This is a genomic window from Streptomyces sp. NBC_01244 (genome assembly GCF_035987325.1).
In the GTDB taxonomy this organism is placed as follows: domain Bacteria; phylum Actinomycetota; class Actinomycetes; order Streptomycetales; family Streptomycetaceae; genus Streptomyces.
In genome coordinates, this window is the sequence record NZ_CP108488.1 from 9347130 (window position 1) to 9363252 (window position 16123).

15 protein-coding genes and 1 pseudogene are annotated in these 16123 nt (G+C 69.0%); 9 read left to right on the forward strand and 7 right to left on the reverse strand.

Going from position 1 to position 16123, the window contains the following annotated elements; translation table 11 throughout:
* Positions 1–47: 47 nt before the first annotated feature.
* On the reverse strand, positions 48–839 hold the full coding sequence (locus OG247_RS41625) for a DUF2785 domain-containing protein (RefSeq protein WP_327257158.1): 792 nt from the start codon (positions 837–839) through the stop codon (positions 48–50).
* A gap of 380 nt (positions 840–1219) precedes the next feature.
* Positions 1220–1444, reverse strand: a complete 225-nt coding sequence (locus tag OG247_RS45015; protein ID WP_442813549.1) for a hypothetical protein — start codon at positions 1442–1444, stop codon at positions 1220–1222.
* Positions 1445–1670: 226 nt separating this feature from the next.
* Here OG247_RS45015 and OG247_RS41630 point away from each other — a divergent pair, with 226 nt between their 5' ends.
* The 4 genes from OG247_RS41630 to OG247_RS41645 all read left to right on the forward strand — a co-directional run bounded on the left by OG247_RS41630 (position 1671) and on the right by OG247_RS41645 (position 5121).
* Complete coding sequence (locus OG247_RS41630) at positions 1671–3179, forward strand: DUF4246 domain-containing protein (protein WP_327257159.1); 1509 nt, start codon at positions 1671–1673, stop codon at positions 3177–3179.
* A gap of 584 nt (positions 3180–3763) precedes the next feature.
* Positions 3764–4162, forward strand: a complete 399-nt coding sequence (locus OG247_RS41635; RefSeq protein WP_327257160.1) for a hypothetical protein — start codon at positions 3764–3766, stop codon at positions 4160–4162.
* A 96-nt stretch (positions 4163–4258) separates the two neighbouring features.
* Positions 4259–4504 carry a hypothetical protein gene (locus OG247_RS41640; RefSeq protein ID WP_327257161.1) on the forward strand — a complete coding sequence of 82 codons (246 nt, stop codon included), beginning with the start codon at positions 4259–4261 and terminating at the stop codon, positions 4502–4504.
* An 80-nt stretch (positions 4505–4584) separates the two neighbouring features.
* Positions 4585–5121, forward strand: a complete 537-nt coding sequence (locus tag OG247_RS41645) for a hypothetical protein (protein WP_327257162.1) — start codon at positions 4585–4587, stop codon at positions 5119–5121.
* A gap of 215 nt (positions 5122–5336) precedes the next feature.
* On the opposite strand, the pseudogene OG247_RS41650 reads toward OG247_RS41645, so the two are convergent.
* The 4 genes and pseudogenes from OG247_RS41650 to OG247_RS41665 all read right to left on the reverse strand — a co-directional run.
* A pseudogene (locus tag OG247_RS41650) lies at positions 5337–5470 on the reverse strand (IS5/IS1182 family transposase); the annotation flags it as partial.
* A 102-nt stretch (positions 5471–5572) separates the two neighbouring features.
* Complete coding sequence (locus OG247_RS41655; protein WP_327257163.1) at positions 5573–6820, reverse strand: NAD(P)/FAD-dependent oxidoreductase; 1248 nt, start codon at positions 6818–6820, stop codon at positions 5573–5575.
* Between the two features lie 270 nt (positions 6821–7090).
* Positions 7091–7627, reverse strand: coding sequence for an NUDIX hydrolase family protein (locus OG247_RS41660; RefSeq protein ID WP_327257164.1), 537 nt, complete (start codon positions 7625–7627; stop codon positions 7091–7093).
* 127 nt (positions 7628–7754) lie between these two features.
* Positions 7755–8495 (reverse strand): class I SAM-dependent methyltransferase, encoded by a 741-nt coding sequence (locus tag OG247_RS41665; RefSeq protein WP_327257165.1) that lies wholly within the window; start codon positions 8493–8495, stop codon positions 7755–7757.
* A 1230-nt stretch (positions 8496–9725) separates the two neighbouring features.
* Between OG247_RS41665 and OG247_RS41670 the strand changes: the two genes are divergently transcribed.
* The 3 genes from OG247_RS41670 to OG247_RS41680 all read left to right on the forward strand — a co-directional run bounded on the left by OG247_RS41670 (position 9726) and on the right by OG247_RS41680 (position 11949).
* Positions 9726–10280, forward strand: a complete 555-nt coding sequence (locus OG247_RS41670) for a YceI family protein (RefSeq protein ID WP_327250346.1) — start codon at positions 9726–9728, stop codon at positions 10278–10280.
* Positions 10281–10522: 242 nt separating this feature from the next.
* Positions 10523–11623 (forward strand): serine hydrolase domain-containing protein, encoded by a 1101-nt coding sequence (locus OG247_RS41675; RefSeq protein ID WP_327257166.1) that lies wholly within the window; start codon positions 10523–10525, stop codon positions 11621–11623.
* A 191-nt stretch (positions 11624–11814) separates the two neighbouring features.
* On the forward strand, positions 11815–11949 hold the full coding sequence (locus OG247_RS41680; protein ID WP_327257167.1) for a hypothetical protein: 135 nt from the start codon (positions 11815–11817) through the stop codon (positions 11947–11949).
* A 400-nt stretch (positions 11950–12349) separates the two neighbouring features.
* Here OG247_RS41680 and OG247_RS41685 read toward each other — a convergent pair whose 3' ends face one another.
* A complete protein-coding gene (locus OG247_RS41685) occupies positions 12350–14827 on the reverse strand; it encodes an MFS transporter (protein ID WP_442813550.1) in 2478 nt (825 codons plus the stop codon).
* A 707-nt stretch (positions 14828–15534) separates the two neighbouring features.
* Between OG247_RS41685 and OG247_RS41690 the strand changes: the two genes are divergently transcribed.
* Positions 15535–15858, forward strand: coding sequence for a hypothetical protein (locus OG247_RS41690; protein WP_327257169.1), 324 nt, complete (start codon positions 15535–15537; stop codon positions 15856–15858).
* Between the two features lie 16 nt (positions 15859–15874).
* Complete coding sequence (locus tag OG247_RS41695) at positions 15875–16051, forward strand: hypothetical protein (protein WP_327257170.1); 177 nt, start codon at positions 15875–15877, stop codon at positions 16049–16051.
* The last annotated feature ends 72 nt before the right edge of the window (positions 16052–16123 follow it).

The following is a 16123-nucleotide window of genomic DNA, read 5'->3' on the forward strand; positions in this document are numbered from 1 at the left end:
CGCACACTCCCGTCCGCGATCTCCCGGGTCCGGGACAGTACCGACGCTCAGCGCCTGACGATCCGGTCGAGAACGGCGGCGATACCGGACTTGACCGCGTCGCGGTGGTGCAGCGGCTCCGCGGGTAGTTCGCTTACGGGCCGCACGCCCCGGTCGGCGAGGATGTAGAGCAGGCGCAGGGTACGCAGGCAGTTGCTGAGGTGGGCGGGCACAGGGGTGCTGATCCGGTCGGCCCCGAAGCGGTCGGCTACCGGCTCCAGCCAGCCGACGGAGTCGCGTTCGCTCAGGTCGGTGCGGGTGAGGACCCGGGCGACGGCCCGGGCGAGGCGGTCATCCTCCAACTGCTCGTAGACGTGGTCGGTGGGCGCCGTGAGGCGGGCGGCGGCGAGGTCAAGCATCCGCACCGGCGCCACTTCGGGGTGCCGGCCGAAGCCGGCCAGCAGATCCGCGCCGTGCGCCACCGCATGAAGCCAGCCGAGCCTCTCGTCGTGGCCGCGCAGATCCACCTCCGCCGGGTACCAGTCCTCGAAGGCCTCCACCCAGTCGGCCTTGAAGTCTCCCGCCGCAACAAGCATCTCGAGCACGAGGGGAGCGAAGGCACGGGCCTGGATGTGCCGGTCGGTGAACCGGGCGGCCATCTCGTCCCCCAACTCGAGCCGCCTGGACCTCCCGATCACCCCCCGGGCGATCCAGGTCGCTAGGACGGCGTAGGGCGCGCCGTCCCGGACCAGCGGATCGGGATCTGCCAGGGCACGGGACAGCTCGCGCACGAGGTCGTCCATGGACCCGCCGGCAGGCACGGCACAATCGGCGGCCTCGACGCTCTTCCAGTCGATCATGACGGGCACCATAAGTCCTTCCCATTGCCGCACGCCTGCGAATTACGCCCAGGGATCCACTTGGCCCGATCAACTAGTTGACCAAGCACTGCAGTTCCGGCATCCGCATCAGCCCGCCTTCGGAAGCCGGACAGGGCGAGACGCCGTGGCTCCGTCCAGCGCAGGAGGAGCAGAGGCGTAACGGAACTCCATGTCGGGATCCGCATACGACCTGGTTCAGGCCCCGCCACGCCGTGCTCTACCGTGTCAAGATCAAGGCTGAGTCGGAGTAGCCGAGCTCCACAGGCAATCGACCCCAGCCCGTCCCGGCGTTCACCGCGGGCCAGTGGATGCCGAGTGAGGTGAGCGCGGTGGTGCCCCCGCGGTGCATCCGTGCGCGCTCAGTGTCCCGGCGATTCGGTCGCCGTCCGTGATCGTGACCTCGAGCGTGTTCTTTGCTCCGGCTTCGTTCGGGTTGTGGGTTGATGGCGCGCATAGCCGTCGACGATGTTCGTGAGTGCGGTACGGAAGCCCTGTGCGTGTGTGCCGCCCAGATGGATGCGGGTGTCGTTCGTTCGAAGGAGCGGCCCCCCTGAACCGGTGTTCCACTGCACGGCGACCTGCACGAAGATGCTTCGGATCGAAAGACAGCTCCGTCAGTTCGCGTTCGACGGCCGGCCTACCGGTGGACTCCGCCGCCTTGACCGGCAGGCCCCGCCTGTCGTCCGTGACGCGCATGCTGCCGTCGGCTGGTTCGGCACGAAGGCGGTCCTGCCCGGGGGCCGCAGCTGTGGTGTCAGTGGGCCGGGCTATTCTTCCGGGCACCCCCACCGACTGTGAGGACCACCAGAAGTGACCGGCCTGTCCGCCTTTCCCCTGCCTTTTCAGACCTCCCGTTCCGCGGCGTTCGCGGCGCCCCGGACGCTGCGGGAGTTGCAGATGATGCAGTGCAGCTCGCACTTGCGCTCCAAGCCCGCGTGGTTCGACAAGATGAACGACGCCGACGTCGCCGCCAGGTGGACACAGGAAGCGGTGGCGCAGGGCCTGACCGAAGCGCAGGTGCGCTACGTTCTCGCCGAATTGGGGTACTACGCCGCGTTGCGGGATGCGCGTACCGGCATCGAGGTGTCCGCGGTCGACGGCGTCTGGCAGTCGGACGACCTTGTCGATGAGCAGCTCAGATCCCGGCTGGGTGAGGCGGTCAGGGTCCTCGAAGAGGTCCCCGAAGAAGAGCTGGACTGGCATCCCGGATCCGACGGCCAGGTGTTGGATCTCGTGCACCCCTCACTGTTCTGCCTGGTGAGGGAGGTGAGCGGAGGTCCTGAGCGGGCCTGGCAGAACCCGACGAATCACTACTCGAAGTACGAGTTCTCGGAGAGGTTCCAGTGGCTGCCCACGGACGTCGACGTCAGTGACGACGGCGCCGTCGCTTTCCGCTCGTACGTCAATAACGTCCACCCCGAGGCGCATCGCGCGCTGGCTTCCGTCCTGCCGGACATGTTCGCGCGCCTGCGCCCGCTGTTCGAGAACGTGCTCACCGATCTGCGGCACCCGCGGCCCCTGCGGATCGAGGCCGATCCTTACGGCTGGTACGACTCGGAACCGGAGCATCCGCGTCAGTCGTCCTACAGTGACAACGCGACCTACATGGACGCCCGCGATGCCTGGGAAGTGGCCTATGAGGCCTGGCGGGAGGACCGCAGCCCGATCGTCCCGGATGCTCCGGACTTCAGCCAGCCCGCACTGCCCGACGCCTCCGCCCGGGTCGACCTGCGCGGCCGCCGGCTCCAGGTCATCGTCAAGCTCGCCACCGTCCACCTCACCCCGGACCAGCCCGAGTACCCCGGAGGTTCCTGGCACGTCGAGGGAATGCTGAACGAGCGGATCGTCTCGACCGGCATCTACTACTGGGACAGCGAGAACATCACCGACAGTCGGCTGGGATTCCGGGCCGCACTCCATGACCCGGACTATGAACAGAACGACGACGCCGGGGTGCGCGAGGTCTATGGCCTTCAGGACGAAGACGCGCTGAATCAGGCGCTGGGCTCGGTACCGACCCCGGCGGGCCGCTGCCTGGCCTTCCCCAACGTCCTGCAGCACCGCGTGGACGCGTTCCGCCTCGCGGACCCCACCCGCCCGGGACACCGCAAGATCCTCGCGTTCTTCCTGGTCGACCCGGCGGAGCGGATCGTTTCGACCTCCGACGTGCCGCCGCAGCAGCCCTGGTCCGACACATCGACCATGACGCTCGAGCAGGCCAAGACGTACCGCGAGGAACTCATGAAGGAAAGGAAGTTCTTCGTCGACGAACACAACGAGCAGCTCTACGAACGGGAGTTCTCCCTCTGCGAGCACTGAACCGCGGGTTGATGGGCGCGCCATGCATCCTTGATGGGGCATCAGGCGTGACGTGCCTGCAGGGGCATGCTTCCCTGCAGGTCGCTCTCTGCCCCTGGCCTGTCGGGCCCAGTCGATACCGAATCCCGTTGATCACACCCGCCACCCCGTCCATCCGTTGATCCGTCGCACCGTTTATGGACCAGGCGCTGGCTTCCGGGCGGTGGGGCCGGCCGGCTGAGGAAGGCCCCGGACGCCGTATGCGGCTTCACCGGCCTTGAACCGCTACCCGGGGCGGCACCACCACGCGTGGAGGAGGCGGCCCGGCCGGCTGGCCCGGCGTCAAAGCGAGCCCCGGCTCCGGATGCGGGTGGGAGAGCGGATCAGGCACTGCGTGAAGGTGTGGATGCGGCCCGGGCGGAGTTGGCCGAAGCCCGGACCGAGGCGGACCGCCTGCACGCCGCTGAGGCTGATGCTCAGGAGCTGGCGTGCGTTGTCTCTCGGCGCGGAAGGCTGAAGCGATCGCACATGTCGGTGTCGTGGGTGCTCTGTCGGCATGCGGGTAGCGGGTATGTACTGGGGACTTGCCGCATCGAGGGAGATACATGCCGCGAACGCCGGATCCGGGAACACCCGAGTCAGCGGACGAAGAGGAGCCCTGGCTGGACAGTCGAGAGGTCGTCGAGCGATGGCCGGTGCGTGAGTACTGGCTACCGAGCGCCGCTGCTCGTGGGGATGTCCGCGTCCGCCGGTTCGGTGGGGAGAGCCGGGGCACGTACGGGGCGGCGCCGACCTACTACTCCTATCACCCCGGGGATGTCCGGCGGGCCGCGGCGGCCATCGCCGAGGGCCGCGTCGACATCCCGTCGGTCTGGCGCACTGACACTCCCAACGGTCGACGAGCGGAGTACTGGAGCAGATTCGCGTTCCGTCTCACCTGCTCGCTCACCCTGGCCCTTCTCCTCCTCGGTCTGGGTTTGCTGGTCTATGAACTGGCGTCCTGAACTCTTGGACTCCATTTCACTTGGTGTGATCTTGCGGCGGTCTGGGGTGGACGGTCTGTGACGCGCCCCAGCGCGCTGACCTGGCAAGATGCTCACATGGAAACTGGGTTCCCCTGGGGGTCTACACCAACCGTCGATCTCCGCCTGTGGCGTGCTGACGCGATCGTGCTGTTCGACTGGCTGATGAGCACCGACCTGAACACCGTGCCGATGACGCACCCGGCTCAGAAGCAGGCGCTCGCAGACCTGCTGGCACGCCTGGAGGAGGTGGACATCATCGAGTCCACTGATGAAGAGATCGCCGCAGCCCAGGCCGAGGTGGCCAAGAACATGGGTTGGTAGGGGCTCGCTCGAGGTTCGGGGTCGCGGGTCCTCTCGAAGGGCGCCTCGAACTGGGGGGAGCCGAACTTGGGGGATATTTCGTGCTCGAGCAGGCGTACGTTCAAGCCGGCGACAAGACCACACCGGCGGTCAAGGACGTCAGGGCGCGGATCTCGACGGCGGTGGATGCGACGACGGGCACCGCCCTCGAACGCTTCAAGTGCTGGTTGCAGATGCCGGCCGATTCCACGTTCGCGAACACGGCTGTGAAGGCCGAGCGTGCCGTGTACGTCAACGGTTCGACCGGACACGTGGGCGGGGACCAAAGTAAGTTCAACAACGAGCGCAACATCGGATTCCATGTGATCGTCCTCCTGGCTGTCGGGCAGGAGACCGGCGGACGCGGCTACTTCCTGGGCTTCGACCCAGACGTCAGCGCCACGACGGAGTCTCGTGCGGCGTGGAAGGCGTTGGTCGCCGGCGACACCGAGACGAAGCCGCAGGGCTTCACTGCTGCGAAGAATCTGGAGGTCATCAAGTCGATGATCCTAGGCAGCGCGGAGGGCAGCTTCGGACCGCTGGTCCGCAAGTACTACGTCGACACCACCAAGGCCTTCCCCAAGATCATTCGCGCCTGAGCACACCGGTGGTGATCGTGTTGGTTCCGTGAGGGTCGTGCAACCACAGCTTGCTGCCTCTGTATCAGGTCGTCGTCCAGTCACCGTTCTTGCCGGCGAGGACGAACTGCTACCCGGCCTGGGCGGCGGCGCGCTGGCCGCTGATCCGGTGGGTTCTTAGGTTGTCCGGGTGAATCGTCCGCTCCGGATGCCACGGGGAGTGAGCCATCGCCGAAGGCGGCGGAGATGCCGACCGGCAGGAGCATGCCCTGGCGGTCCGCGGTGAGGTGGATTTTCGAACCCTTCTTGCCACGGTCGGTCGGATTCGGTCCCGTCAGCTGCCCTCTCTGAGGGCCCGGACGCTGACGGTGACCCCAGACGGCCGCAAGATCACACCAAGTGAAATGGCGTCTTGATCCGCAAGCAGCAGACCCCGTGATCACCGCGTATGCGGTGGTGGACAGGAGGGCGCTCAGCGCTGGGTGTCCGCCAGGACTTCGCGGGCGGCCCTGGCCCCGGAGGCCAGGGCGCCCTGGAGTGAGCCGGTTGCCCGGTGGTCACCGCAGACGTACCGGCCGGGGCTGAACCTGCTCGTCCGGCTCAGCGGTAGCGGAGGCGGCATCGCGGGCAGCGCGTCGTGGACGGTGTACCGGTGTACCAGTTGCCAGGAGTCGGTGTCGGCGCCGTACGCCTCGGCGAGTGCGGCCCGGACCACCGCTTCCTCCGTCGGGTCGGGCGCGCCGAGGACCGAGGTGGAGATCAGTGCCCGGCCGTCTGGGGCGTAGTGGGGGTGTACCTCGGTCAGCACGCAGGTGTTGAGGAACCGGCGCGCGGTGTCGATGAGGAGCGTGGGCTCGCGCAGCGGGGAACGATCGGCCGCATGGTAGAGGGTGGTGACGGTGCGGCCCGGGGGCACCTTCAGCGTGGGCAGCAGCCGGACCGCCGCCGTCGGGTGGGTGGCGACGACGACCGTGGGCGCGTGGTGTTCGGTACCGTCCGACAGGACCACCCCGTCGCCGGTGAGACGGGCGACAGGGGTGCCGGTGCGCAGGACGGCGTGTGGCAGGGCTCCGGCGAGTTGGGCGGGGACGGCGCCGATTCCGTCGGCAGGCAGACACAGGGTGCCGCGAACCATGCTGCGCCAGACGAAGTGGAAGTACCGCGAAGAGGTTTCCAGACCGTCTTCCAGGAACACGCCGGAGAGGAACGGCCTGAAGAACGTCTCGATCAGCTTGGTGGAGAGTCCGGCGTCCGTCAGCGCGGTGAGGGTCGTGCGGTCGGATCGCGCGCGCAGACGCCCGGCAGGCAGTACCGCGTCCTGTGCGGTCAGGAGTCCGAGCGCGGCGAGGTCGCGGGCCGAGGCCAGTCGACCGGGCACCAGGTCGCGGCTCTCGCGCGGCCGGCGGGTGGGATCCGTGAACTGCAGGAGCCGCCCCCCTCCGGTGTGTACGAGAACCCCAGGGGTGAACGGCCGCAGGCGCAGGGGACGCAGCGCGAGGCGACGCTTCACTTGCGGATACGCGGTGTTGAAGACCTGGAAGCCGCGGTCGGTGACGAAGCCGGAGACGCGGTCGGTGCGGATGCGCCCGCCGACGGCGTCCGAAGCCTCCAGCAGGCTGACACGGAGGCCTGCGGCGACCAGGTCCGCGGCGCAGGCAAGCCCGGCCGCGCCCGCACCGATCACGATCACGTCCCGGCCGCCGCCCTGTTCCGACCTCATGTACGGCCACCTTCGCTTCCGATGCCGGGGATCTCCAGCTCACGCTATGCCGCCTGAGAAGACCGCTGTGCCGGGGCACGCCGGGGCCGGGCGGTTCGTGGTTCAGCAAGGCTGTGGCACGGGCGCTGCCCTGGGCGTGCCTGTTCACACAGGGCCGGGCCGTATAAGGGCGCTCTTCGTGGAGCACCGAGAGCGGATTTCTTACTGGTACCTGTGCTCAACCCATCAGATCCGGCCAGGGCGAGGTTTTACGGCTGTGGTGCGAGGTTCTCAGTAGGTGTGTCCTGTGTGTGCGAGCGCCTGCTTCAGCAGCACGCCATGGCCGCCGGGCATCTCGTCGTGCACGGCCAGGCCGGCGGCTTCCTGGGGACTGAACCAGACCAGGTTCAGTGCGTCCTGCCGGGGTCGGCAGTCGCCGGCCACCGGGACGACGTAGGCCAGCGACACCGCGTGCTGGCGGGGGTCGTGATAGGCGGTGATGCCGGCGGTGGGGAAGTACTCGGCGACAGTGAAGGGCTGGAGGGATGCGGGGATACGGGGCAGGGCCACCGGGCCGAGGTCCTTCTCCAAATGGCGCAACAGCGCGTCACGGACTCGTTCGTGGTGCAGTACGCGTCCGGACACGAGGGTCCGGCTGACCGTTCCGTCCGGACCGATGCGCAGCAGCAGTCCGATGCCGGTGACTTCGCCGCTCTCGTCTACGCGTACGGGAACCGCTGTCACGTACAGGATCGGCATCTGGGCCCTGGCCACTTCAAGATCATCCGTGGTCAGCCAGCCGGGCGTGGTTTCGGTCATGTCAGACATTGCTTGATCGTACTTTCCGGGTGCCGTATCCGCAGTACCCACATGCCGGTTCACATGCCGGTTCACACGCGCAGGTCCCCATGGCCTGCCCGGCGAGGGGACGCCTCCACCTCTCGGCGCGGCGGACTTACGGTTTGCGGGATACCCAGAGCAGTTCCGCCGGCCAGCGGTGTGCCCAGTCGGCTGGGTCGGTTTCGTTGTAGCCGTTGGGTGTTCCGAGTTCGGGCCGCGGCTCGATGAGGTCGTCGATGATGAGACCCGCGCCGCGCAGGACCCTGACCCAGTCGCCGTAGGTGAGCTGATAGCTGGTCGCGCCGTCGCCTTCGGCGATGGTGCTCAGCCCGAAGTAGTCCTGCTGCAGCGTCGTGGTCACGCGGCTGGCGGCTTCGTCGTAGCAAGCTTCGAACCATGGGCTGGCGACGTTGAACACCAGGCGTCCGCCTCGGCGCAAGACGCGTGCGGCCTGCGGGACGGCCAGGTGCGGGGGCGCCCAGCTGAGGCCACCGAAGTCGCAGAAAACCAGGTCGAAGCTGTCTGCGGCGAAGGGGAGCTGTTCGGCGGCGCCTTGCACCAGCGGGTAGCGGGCTGCCCCCATCGCGCGTTCCGCTGCGGCGAGTTGGGCCTCGGACAGGTCGAGCCCGACCACGGTGGCGCCCTCGGCGGCGAGCGCCCTGGACCACTGGCCGGCGCCGCAGCCGAGTTCGAGGACGCGCTTACCGGTGACGTCGCCCAGGGCGTGCAGGTGCGCGTCGGGGATGGAGTACATGCCCCAAAGCCGGGGTGCGGCGCCGATTTGCGGGTCGTGCTCGTGCTGGTAGGCGCTGCTGATCTGGTTCCAGAGCCGCCGGTTGGCGGGGATGCTGTTCACGTGCCGACTCCAGCACTGCCTGCCGGGGGCGGTCAACACGATTAGGGCACTGGCCGGCCCTCGCCTCGGTCCGCGCCTCTGGCTCGGTCCATGAGCCGCCGGTCCCTCGGCCGGGGGTGCCGCCGGGGCGGGGTTTGGCGGGGAGCGGTGTCCAGAGGGCGGCTCGCAGCCGGCCGCGACCTGAGGTGCCGTCACAGCTTCTGCCAAAATGACCTCGCGCCTCGTGTCGCAGCGGTTGGTGCCGTTGAGGCCCTTGTTCCCGTGCTCGTAGAGGTCCCGCTTGTAGCCCTCGCGGTGCTCGGCGGCGACCGGAAGCCGGTCGATGGCCTCGAACAACGGCAGCGACGCCCGCACCCCGGCTGCAGCAGGCGCCCCGGGAGCGCTGACGGCACCGTGCTCGGTGGAGGAGATTGCCTTCACTGAGGAGGTGTTGGCGGCAGCGGGGGAGTGGTGGCCAGGAGGGCGAGGGCGAGCCCGGCCAGGCCGCGGCGCAGCAGATTGTTGATCACGCTCCGGGTTGTAGCCGGCCCGCGGCCTGCCTGGAATTGGGTATCGGGCCCCGTCACCCGGCTGGGTAGCCGGATTCACCGGAGACACCTCGACACCTCACGACGTCAGGCGTCAGGCGTCAAGTTGACAGGCCCAATAACGATCTACGCGGTCGTTCGGACCCTCAGCGCTCCGCCTTCTGACGCGCAGGGTCGTTCAGTCCCACCAGAATGTCCAGTGAGCGTTACCCACCAGAGTTTTCTCCGCGTAAAGACGGGTTTCGCCCGTGGGGTCGTTCAGCAGCACCGTCAGCGGCTTGGAATGTGTCGTCATGGGGGCGAAAGTACCGGCCCCCGCTGACAGGCCAGCAGTGCCCCGTACGTCCACCCGAGGCTCGGCGCCGAGGTCCACCCGTACGAAGACAACACCGGGAGCGCACTGCCCCTCGCCAGCGGGATCCCCGGCCGTCTGGGAGCGATCCCCTGTTGCGGTTGAGGAGGCTTTCCGGCACAGACGAACCAGGACAACCAGAGCCCCACCACCCGCGGAACCGGTGATCGAGCGTTCACCCGGCGTCGGCTCCCCCCGTAGTCGCCCGGGCCGAACCCCCGCAGGCCCGCTCTCGCCGATCGGGTGATGCGCAGGCGCGCTAGCCACGCCCGTCACGCCGGTCACCTCGGGGATGGCTAGCGTGGACGAGCGCCTCCCCTTCCCGTCCCCGAGCCACCGCGGAGCAGGTCCATGACCACCACCCCCCTCACCTCACTGACCGGGAACTACGCCCTCGACCCGGCCCACACCCAGATCGGGTTCGTGGCCCGTCACGCCATGGTCACCAAGGTCCGCGGCGCGTTCAACGAGTTCGAAGGCACCGGACACTTCGACGGCGAGGACCCCACCGAGTCCACCGTGTCCGTCACCATCAAGGCCGCCAGCATCGACACCCGTAACGAGCAGCGCGACGGCCACCTGCGCACCAACGACTTCCTCGACGCGCCGAACTTCCCCGACATCACCTTCGTCTCCACCGGGGTGCAGCAGCTCGACAGCAGCAACTTCCGACTGACCGGCGACCTCACCATCAAGGACGTCACCCGGCCACTCAGCATCGACTTCGAATTCCAGGGTAGCGCCACGGACCCCTACGGCAACCTGCGCGTCGGATTCGAAGGCTCGGCGCCGATCAGCCGCAAGGACTACGGCATCACCTGGAACGCCGCACTGGAAGGCGGAGGCGTCCTCGTCGGCGACAAGGTGGTGCTGGAGTTCGAGGTCTCCGCGATCCGCCAGCCCTGACCTTGGGCCTGCGCTGCGCGCTCGTGGCGCAGCGCAGGCCGCTTTCAGCAGGACAAGCTTTGCCTCCGTCCCGGCGTCGCTCGGAGCGACCGTGCTCCTGACAGGCTGCGATGTGTCAAGGGGGGTGGCTGCCCGCTGGTTCGGGGGCTGGGCGCAATGATCTTGGGTCGGTGTCCTGGCAATGTCGTCGTCAAGCGACTGACCGGCTCACACGGGTCGGGCCACGACCAGGGGGAAATCTCATGTACCGCAAGCGCATCGCCGCCGCAGTCCTGCTCGCCACGACGACCATCGGGGCGTTCGTTCCCGTGGCGGCGGCCCGGCCGCTGGACCCGGTCCAGCGGCAGCTGGACCTCCTCGTGGACGGTGACAAGGTCCCGGGCGCCCTGGCGTACGACGGCAGGACGACGCGCACCGCCGGTGTCGCGGACCTGGAGTCGGGCCGGCCCATGGTCGATGAGCAAGGGCGGATCCGGTTGGCCAGCAACACCAAGGCGTTCACCGCGGCAGCGGTGATGCGCCTGGTGGCGGACGGTCGGGTACGACTGGACGACCGCGCCGGCCGCTACGTCCCGCAACTCGCGGCACACACCATCACCGTCCGACAGTTGCTCAAGCAGACCAGCGGGCTGCCGGAGTACGCCACGCTGGTCGACTGGACCCGCCCGGGCACTCCCGAGGGCTACCTGGCCCTCGCACTGGGGGAGAAGCCGGCCTTCGCACCCGGTACCGGTTGGGGCTACTCCAACACCAACTACCTCGCGCTCGGCATGGTCATCGACAAGGCGTCGGGTGTCGGGTTCCGCACGTACATCGAGCGCACGATCCTGCGCCCCCTCCACTTGGACGACACCTACTGGCCCGCACCCGGCGAGCTGGCCCTGCGCGGACCGCACGCCCGCAACTACGGCATCCACCCCGCTGCCCCGGAGGCGGGCCGGATGGATCTGACCGAGCTCCCCGGGTACGAGTTCGGGGCGTCCGGCGGACTCGTCTCCACGCCCAAGGACCTCAACACCTTCTGGGACGCACTGTTCGGCGGCCGCCTCCTGCCCGGCTGGGCCTTGCGCCAGATGACCCAGGACACCACCGCAGTCGGTGGTCGCGACGTCTATCCGGCGGGTAGCCGCTACGGCTACGGCATCGCCTCGATCCCCCTCAGCTGCGGCGGCGTCTACTGGGGCCACGGCGGCGACCTCCCCGGCAACTCGGTGGGCGGAGGCCGCGCCACGGCAGGCCGCGGCACCGTGACCGTCTACACCACGACCTGGGCGGCCGAGGGTGGAAGTCTGCGACACCTCCAAGGGGCAGTGGACGCGGCCCTGTGCGCCAAACGCCCCTGACCGCCGGCCGACACCGAGGAAGGCGCGTGGATGACGACGTGGAGGTCCGCCGCTACCTCGACACATCCCTTCCAACCATCGTTTGGCGGGGGCTGCTTGGCTGAACTATGCCTTGGGTAGCCGACGTTCCGGCCCTAGCTTCATTGCTGACGCAGCCGGTCCGGCTGCGCACACGTCAATGGGGGGAATCCGTGACGGCACTTCGTAAGGCTCTGACGGTACTGGCCATGGCCGTACTCGTCTCGCTCGGCTCGGTCGGCGTCAGCCACGCCGAAGGCTGCGAGTGGCCCGGGCCGGCAGGCGAGTTCTACTGCGACCCGGCTTAACCACTGATGGGCGGTGCACACGCCACGCCCGCAGTGGGTGACGTACGCACCGCCGCGCGCCGCGTTCCGGAGCCGTTCTCAGTAGAACGGAGGTCGGCTCCGGAGCGGGTGGCCACCGCCTCGCCGACCGGGCGAAGCCCTGGAGCAGCTCGGCGTCAACCGGCTCGCGCACGCCGCGATCGGCGGCGTAGTCAAGGACGTCCTGCCCGAGACGCAGGCGGGCTCCTGGTCGGATCCCGCCAGTGGCCCCTGCTGGCCCACCGCATGGAGGAGATCCGCGAGCACGGCGGCCCTGGACTCCTCACCGCGCACCTGGCCCGCCTCGGCGAGAACACCACCTGGAAGGAAGGTTCCTGGACGCGGCCCCGCACTCTACAGGGACCATATCTCTGACTGCTCGTCAGCCCTTGTGTCCGAGCTGTACGTCCCGCTCGGTCCGCCCGCCGCCCGCGACCTGCAGGACCGTCGCCACCGGCGGATAGCCGGCCGCGATGACCGTGTACTCGCCCGACGGCAGGTCGATGAACCGGAAGGTCCCGTCCGAACCGGTGGTCAGCGTGTCCACCACGTTCCCGGCCGCGTCGAGCAGGGTGACCCTGGCATCCTCGACCGGCCTTCCCGCGTTGCCGCGCACCGTGCCGCGCAGGACCGAGCCGCCTGCGAGCTCCACGTCCTGGCGGGTCTCGCGGGAGGCCTGCACGCTCACCGGTAGTGCGGTCGGCCTGAACGCAGGGGCGCTCGCGGCCAGGGTGTACTCTCCCGCCACCAGCTCCGAGATGACGTACACGCCCTCCCGGCCGGTCCGGGTGGAGGAGACCACCTCGCCCCGGACGTCGGTGAGGGTGACGGCCGCGTCGCGAACCGGGGCGCCGTCGGCTGTGACGACCGTGCCGGCCAGCCGTCCGGCGCCGCCGAGCACCACGTCCAGCTCGACCGGCCGCTCGCCCACGGTCACGCTGACGGCCTGCGGCTGATGGCCGCCGGCCGCCGCGATCAGGACGTACGAACCGGGGCCGCGCACGCTCAGGGCATAGCGTCCGTCGGCTCCGCTGGCGCCCCGGCCGACTTGGCGACCGCTCACGTCGATCAGGGTCAGGGCGGCGCTGGGGAGGGTGCTCCCGTCGGAGTGCTGGACGGTTCCGCAGACCGGCAGCCCGCCCGGCTGGGAGGCGTCGGTCGAGGTCCGCGCGGCGGGGACCTCGCCGGGCAGCGGCTGCGGGAGGGCCTCGGAGAGCAGCGAATCGGCTGCAGGGGCGTTGTGGGACACCAGCGGTTTCTCCTTGAGGAAGCAGGCGATGAGCAAGCCGAGGATGAGCACCGGCACGAGGTAGAGGAAGATCCGCGGCATCGCCTCGGCGTAGGCCGCGACGTACGCGTCCCTGACGGTCGGCGGCAGGGAGTGCACCAGCTGCGGGGTGATGGCGGAGGAGTCCGGGATCCCGGCGCCGGCGGGCAGCCGCTCGGCGAGGGCGTCGGTCAGCCGGCCTGCGAAGACCGTGCCGAAGACGGCGGCGCCGATGCTGCCGCCCATCTGTCGGAAGTAGTTGTTTGCACTGGTGGCGCTGCCGAGGTCGGTGGGCCGCACCGAGTTCTGCACGGCGAGGACCAGCACCGGCAGCACCAGCCCGATGCCGACGCCGAGGACCGCCATCCACAGGCTGTACGCGAGCTGGGTCGTGCCGGTCTCCAGCCGGGACAGCAGCCACATGCCGAGGGTGGACAGCGCCCCGCCGAGGACCGGGTACACCTTGTAACGGCCGGTCCTGCTGATCAACTGGCCGGAGACGATGGAGGCGACGACGACCCCGCCCATCATCGGCAGCATCAGCAGCCCGGACTCCGTGGCGGTGGCGCCCTCGACCATCTGGAGGTAGGTCGGCAGATAACTGGCGGCGCCGAACAGCGCGATGCCGACGACAGCCCCGACCAGAGCGGTGACCGTGAAGACCGGGTCGCGGAAAAGCCGCAGCGGGATGATCGGTTCGGCCGCGTGGTGCTCGGCGACCACGAAGAGCAGGGACGTTCCGGCAGCGCCGACGGCGAGCCCCAGGATCATCCGCGAGTCCCACGCGTACTCGGTGCCGCCCCAGCTGGTCAGCAGTACCAGGCAGGTCGAGGCCGCGGCCAGGAGTACGGCGCCGATCACGTCGAGCCGGGGCCGGACCGTGGGCTTGGGGAGCTTCAGCACGACGGCGATGACGGCCATGGTGATCAGCCCGAACGGGACGTTGATGTAGAAGCACCAGCGCCACGATGCGTGGTCGGTGAAGAACCCGCCGAGCAGGGGTCCCGCGACGGAAGCGAGGCCGAAGGCTGCGCCGATCAGCCCCATGAAGCGGCCGCGCTGCCGGGGCGGCACGATGTCCGCGATGATCGCCTGTACGCCGATCATGAGCCCGCCGGCGCCGATGCCCTGAACCGCGCGGAAGGCGATGAGCTCGTTCATGGTGCGCGACCAGCCGGCCAGCGCGGAACCGATGATGAAGACCACGATGGCGAACTGGAAGACGCTCTTGCGGCCGAAGAGGTCGCCGAGTTTGCCGTAGAGCGGCAGGCCGATGGTGGAGGTGAGCAGGTAGGCCGTGATGGCCCACGACATCCGGTCCAGGCCCTGGAGTTCCCCGACGATCTTCGGCAGGGCCGTGGCGACGATCATCTGTTCCAGCGCGGCGAGCAGCAGCGCCAGCATCAGGCCGAAGAACACGAGCCGGACCCGGCGTGGGCTGAACTCCACGGGCGCCGGACCTACTCCGGCGGAGGGTGGTGGCCCGCTCGCGGCGTCTCGGCCGGCCGGCTCGGGACGGCTCCTTTTCTCGAAGCGGACCGGAGCCGGCCGCGGGGCGGCCTGCTCGTCCGTCACCAGAGTGATACCGCCCACGTACAGCTCCCCTCGTTGCCCCAGGCAATCGTGCCTGCGCCGCCCTTTTCTCGCATTCGGCAACAACGGGAGCAAACGCGCGGATTGACGTCCCGGACCTGTCCGACGGGCATACGAGCCGGTGAGAGGGGTCGTGGTGAACAGTCGGCCGGTGCGGAGAACCACTCGAACCGGTGAGGGTCCGGACCGGCCCGTGACCGGGCCCTCGCGGCCCGATCCCGCCCGACCGACTAGGCACCCGACACTCGCGCCACGCCGCCGGCGACGCACCGCGGGCCTCACCCCGACCCGGGTCACCAAGATCAACGGGACGATCACGGTCAACGGAGCCCCCTCGTCGTTCGTCGTCACCCGCGCCTGGCCCAGGAGGCGGCGACTGCGAGGGCCGTGACGTGGACGACGGTGGTCCACGGCGCCGGCTCGCCGTTCGCGCGGTCTCCCGGCGTCGCCCGTGTGCGCCGGCTTCTCCGAGCCGTCGCGGCCGATGTCGTCCGCGTACGAGTGCAGCGGGGCCGGCGCCGACCGCTGCGGTCTCGGGCCGTCGCCACATCGTCGACAGATGCGCTGTCGGGCCGCGGGGGGAGGGGACCCTGCCGGTCGGCAGGGGTGATGGGGGACGGTCGGCGGGTACAGGAACGAACCGTGCTCACCCAAGCTCATGTCAACCCGGCGGTGCTGTTCCGTTCGGGTGTGACCTGAGGGATGAAGTGAAGAAGATCAGAGTTGTGTCCGCGCTGGTGCTCGCAGCCGTCGCGTTTGGTGCCGCTCCCGCCCACGCGGTCGATCCGCGGCAGGAGTACAACATCTCCAAGTGCTATTTCGACAAGCATGAGACGAACAAGGCAAAGTACTGCAAGGCCCTGGAGGGCCGCCCGATGACAAAGGCGGCGAAGGACTGCCTGATCCGGGCCGGTATCGGCAGTGCTGCGGCGCTGATCGTGGGCCGGGTCAACAAGAAGTTGGCCAGGGAGATCGCCGTGAACACCGTCGCGGCCGGCGCTACCGGCTGTATTACCTCGCTCCTCGGCTGAACAGGATATTCCGCACATGTTGTCCAGAATTGTCATCGTTGCCGTGGCGTTCGCCGTGCTGGCGCTCGTCAACCACTTCCTGATCGGCCCGTACTGGGGTGAGCTCGTCGCGACCGCCGTCGTCGCCGGGGTCATGACGTACGCGCTCGGCAAGGTCGAGGGCCGCAAGTCTTCGGACCCCGCCGCCCGCTGACCCATCGGTCGGGGACCGGGTGTCGGGCTGTGGCATGCCGCTCCGGTGCGCGCGACTTCCTCCTTTCAGGGG

What these genes read in the sequence shown, in the direction of transcription:
- OG247_RS41625 (WP_327257158.1), bottom strand. Translation starts at nt 839, where the DNA reads ATGATCGACTGGAAGAGCGTCGAGGCCGCCGATTGTGCCGTGCCTGCC.
- OG247_RS41635 (WP_327257160.1), top strand. Translation starts at nt 3,764, where the DNA reads ATGCCGCGAACGCCGGATCCGGGAACACCCGAGTCAGCGGACGAAGAG.
- OG247_RS41640 (WP_327257161.1), top strand. Translation starts at nt 4,259, where the DNA reads ATGGAAACTGGGTTCCCCTGGGGGTCTACACCAACCGTCGATCTCCGC.
- OG247_RS41655 (WP_327257163.1), bottom strand. Translation starts at nt 6,820, where the DNA reads ATGAGGTCGGAACAGGGCGGCGGCCGGGACGTGATCGTGATCGGTGCG.
- OG247_RS41660 (WP_327257164.1), bottom strand. Translation starts at nt 7,627, where the DNA reads ATGTCTGACATGACCGAAACCACGCCCGGCTGGCTGACCACGGATGAT.
- OG247_RS41670 (WP_327250346.1), top strand. Translation starts at nt 9,726, where the DNA reads ATGACCACCACCCCCCTCACCTCACTGACCGGGAACTACGCCCTCGAC.
- OG247_RS41675 (WP_327257166.1), top strand. Translation starts at nt 10,523, where the DNA reads ATGTACCGCAAGCGCATCGCCGCCGCAGTCCTGCTCGCCACGACGACC.
- OG247_RS41695 (WP_327257170.1), top strand. Translation starts at nt 15,875, where the DNA reads ATGTTGTCCAGAATTGTCATCGTTGCCGTGGCGTTCGCCGTGCTGGCG.